The organism is Vibrio sp. 10N.247.310.23 (assembly GCF_041467155.1).
GTDB lineage: Bacteria > Pseudomonadota > Gammaproteobacteria > Enterobacterales > Vibrionaceae > Vibrio > Vibrio crassostreae_C.
In genome coordinates, this window is sequence record NZ_JBFSTZ010000069.1 from 1 (window position 1) to 3,267 (window position 3,267).

The 3,267-nt window shown below is 39.5% G+C and carries 4 protein-coding genes; 1 reads left to right on the plus strand and 3 read right to left on the minus strand.

Going from position 1 to position 3,267, the window contains the following annotated elements:
* Both AB6D93_RS23670 and AB6D93_RS23675 read right to left on the minus strand, forming a co-directional pair.
* The coding region (locus AB6D93_RS23670) for a hypothetical protein (protein ID WP_372159231.1) at positions 1 to 234 on the minus strand (234 nt) is incomplete at its 3' end.
* A gap of 64 nt (positions 235 to 298) precedes the next feature.
* Positions 299 to 550, minus strand: coding sequence for a hypothetical protein (locus tag AB6D93_RS23675; protein WP_102420924.1), 252 nt, complete (start codon positions 548 to 550; stop codon positions 299 to 301).
* A 262-nt stretch (positions 551 to 812) separates the two neighbouring features.
* Between AB6D93_RS23675 and AB6D93_RS23680 the strand changes: the two genes are divergently transcribed.
* The gene (locus AB6D93_RS23680; RefSeq protein WP_371722445.1) at positions 813 to 2,012 is read left to right on the plus strand and encodes a J domain-containing protein; all 1,200 of its coding nucleotides are present in this window, start codon (positions 813 to 815) and stop codon (positions 2,010 to 2,012) included.
* Between the two features lie 336 nt (positions 2,013 to 2,348).
* On the opposite strand, the gene AB6D93_RS23685 is transcribed toward AB6D93_RS23680, so the two are convergent.
* The gene (locus AB6D93_RS23685; RefSeq protein WP_372127311.1) at positions 2,349 to 3,056 is read right to left on the minus strand and encodes an SDR family NAD(P)-dependent oxidoreductase; all 708 of its coding nucleotides are present in this window, start codon (positions 3,054 to 3,056) and stop codon (positions 2,349 to 2,351) included.
* Between the last annotated feature and the right edge of the window lie 211 nt (positions 3,057 to 3,267).

Sequence of the window (3,267 nt, forward strand, 5' to 3'; positions counted from 1 at the left end):
CCACTCATTTTGGTAACTTCCCACCACCTCTTGATAACACAGTGGGCAGCAATGGTGTTTCGCCGCAAAATGGGCTTTAGGGGTTTGTTCAAACGCTTGCTGATGCTTGTTACAAAAAATAACAACAGGCGTTCGACTGTTCACATACTGGACAAGAGAGTAGTCGTAACGGTTGCCCCATTGCCTAATGGCTTTTTTAATAAACGTTTCGTTTGTATCTTTAGGGAAAGGCATAGCACTCTTTAGTATTGACGTCTTAAGATTAAAACACATTTACAGGGGCTTATTTGGCTTCAATTTAGTCTTCTGCGTCTTTTTTAATGAAACTGATCCCCCGAAGATTGGCATGATGAACCAAGGTTTGTGCTGACATTTTGTACTTTTTAGCGACTTCTTTTTTAAATCGAAACTGACCAGATGCGTAATCCACTAGAGCTTGCTCTAGACGGCTCAATGGTACGCGATACTGTTGATTGACAATATTCTCTTCATTGTGTTTTGTACGTCGCCCTATTCGCTTATCTTGATTCCAGCGGGCTAAGTCTTGCAATGAGACTAGATTGCATTTATTGGGAATGGAGCTGCCTTTATTTTTGGTTATTATGAGTCAAGTTTAGGTACAGAATCTTTTACATGGTGTTTAATTGACCTATTTTCAATTGATCGTCTTTATTCATTTCTATGGGGGAGGGCTTAATTAAAGTGTCAGAGAGCAGTTAAGCCATCATAATGTTAGTTGAAAACCCTACACACTACTTATTTCGATTTGTTAAAGGTAGACTGCTACCAACACTCTTAAATATTTTATGACTATGAATGCTGTGACCATATCTTCCTTAACAACCCTCCCTGCTTCGAAAAAGAAGAAGAGCAAACTCAATCAACTGTGGGAGGAGGTCGAAAAAAAACAACGTCGTAACGAGCGATATCAAGCCAAGTTAGACAGTTTTCATCTCGAATTTAAAACGTATGCTGAACCACAAGAGCAAGCGGTTTGTTTAGCGACAGAAAAGTGGATTCATCATTTAATTTCCTTTACTCAACGTAAAACGATTAAAGGTGCACAACGTGATGCGCTGTATGATTGGATACTAGAAGAATTGAGCGTTTTAGAGGCCAACCCATTTAACCCGATCAATACCGATGAACTGCGCCAAGCCTTTGATGAAGCGTTGATGTCCGATGTTACCAATCAACCCGCTACAGATTCGATGACTGAAGAGCAGCTCAATGAGCTTCGTGAAGAGATTTCTATGATGCTCGGTGATGATATCAACATCAGTAATGAACAGCTGTTGGAAATGGTTGAGGATCCTCGTAAGTTTCACGACTATCTACAAGCACTGATGGCTGAAAAAATCGAAAAGGAGCCGTCAGAAGCGGGCGATGATATTGATTGGGGAGCTGATAACTTTTTTTCTCAGGACAATGAGCCAGTTAACTCTAAGTCGCCTTATAACGAAAACAGTCAAGCGCTTTACAGTGATAAGCAAATGACAAAACTTTATCGCCAGCTGGCAAAGCAGTTGCATCCAGATAGAGAAACGGACGAGAAAAAGAAGATTGAAAAAAGCGCTTTAATGCAGCAGTTATCACAGGCGAAGAAAGATAAAGATGTCGTAGCGTTATTGTTAATGGCTCAGCAATACTTACCAGATCACGAGATGATAATGGATAGTGAAATGATTGAGCGTTTACAAGCGACGCTCGAAGAAAAACTTAGGCATTTGAATATGGCGTATCAAGAGCTCCAACATGGTCATGATCTAAAAAGTATTATTTGGCAAAAGTTTGGTGGTGGTAACAAGGCCAGACGCGAAAAAGGCCTAAGACAGTATCGGGCTACGTTAGAAAGAGAAACGATAGAGTTACATGAAAAATGCCAAGATGTAAAAACTGTTAAGCAGTTGCAGGTGCATTTAAAGGAGAGAGTTAAAGCATCGCGCTTTGAAAATCAGCTTTTAAACATGGATCCATCCGAGTTATTTTCCTTTGAGGATGATTGGTTTTAGTTTGTTTATTTTCAATCTAGTTGGTGTTTCATAGAAACTAAGGTTTCAACGCATTTTCTATGCAGGTTGGAACCTTAGCGATTCTCTGCCTGGCTAATCTCTGCCCCAAAATCACTTAGACCAAATACTCTACAGATTTTAGAGATGTGTGTTTGCCCTATCAAAACTTATCCGAGTTCAGCCTATCTAGAATTTTGCTGCACTAAGCAACCTAACCGCTCAATATGGTTGCTAACATGTTGATTTCAAATAAAGTGACAGATGAAAGACGGCATTATCTATCCATGAAATAGGCTTATACCCGTATAAAAAGTGTTATACCTATCTCTGATAGGTCTACTCTAAGTCTATAATTCGACACCTTATGGATAGTGTGCTTACAGCAGCCCCTGGAGATAGACTTCGAATAAATCTAAGTGCTTTTGCTAGGTCTTGTGTTTCAATTTTAAATTTATTATCAATACGCCCATCATTAGTCATATCGGTATCTACAACGCTAGGGCATAAACAGCAAACCTTTACCCCAAAAGGGAGCAGTTCGTGATAAAGCGATTGGCTATAACTAACAATTGCAGCTTTTGTCGCTGAATATGCTGCAATCTTAGGGACTGGCGCCAAACCAGCAGTAGAGCCAAGGTTATATATTTCCCCGTAGCCTTGCTGTTTCATTTTCTCCGCAACTAAATTACAAGCAGTGATTGTAGATAAAAGATTTACGTTTACCAACTCAGAAAGTTTAGCTAAGGAAAGGTTAGTATTGCCTGCTGCCAAAACGCCAGTACTATTAACCATAGTATCAATATTTTCATGTTGTTTAATGATTGATGTAATAGCAGTTTCAACTTCAGATGGGTTATTGAAATCGACTGACATTGTCTCAGCTAGACATGAGGAATAGCATGACTTGAGCTCTGCCTTAGTCCGCTCAAGGTTTTCATTATTTAAGGAAAGTAACACCAAAGTGTATCCTTCCTGAGCAAAGTAATGAGAAATAGCTTTACCAATACCGCGACTAGCGCCTGTAATTATGGCAACTTTAGACATAGTGTATCCCTAAACTGTGTAATAAGTGCGTTGTTAGGTTAATGTACTAAATAGTTTCCAAAATTAGAACTGGTCTTTGCACCGTAAGCACACTAAGGTTTCAAGATACTTTTTCTAACCTGACCGAAACGGTTTATAGCCGTGGCCGCAAATCGTTTTTGTCCATTTCCTTCCAACTACAATCGTGATGACCAAATTAAAAAGGAGGTCA

What these genes read in the sequence shown, in the direction of transcription:
- AB6D93_RS23680 (WP_371722445.1), top strand. Translation starts at nt 813, where the DNA reads ATGAATGCTGTGACCATATCTTCCTTAACAACCCTCCCTGCTTCGAAA.
- AB6D93_RS23685 (WP_372127311.1), bottom strand. Translation starts at nt 3,056, where the DNA reads ATGTCTAAAGTTGCCATAATTACAGGCGCTAGTCGCGGTATTGGTAAA.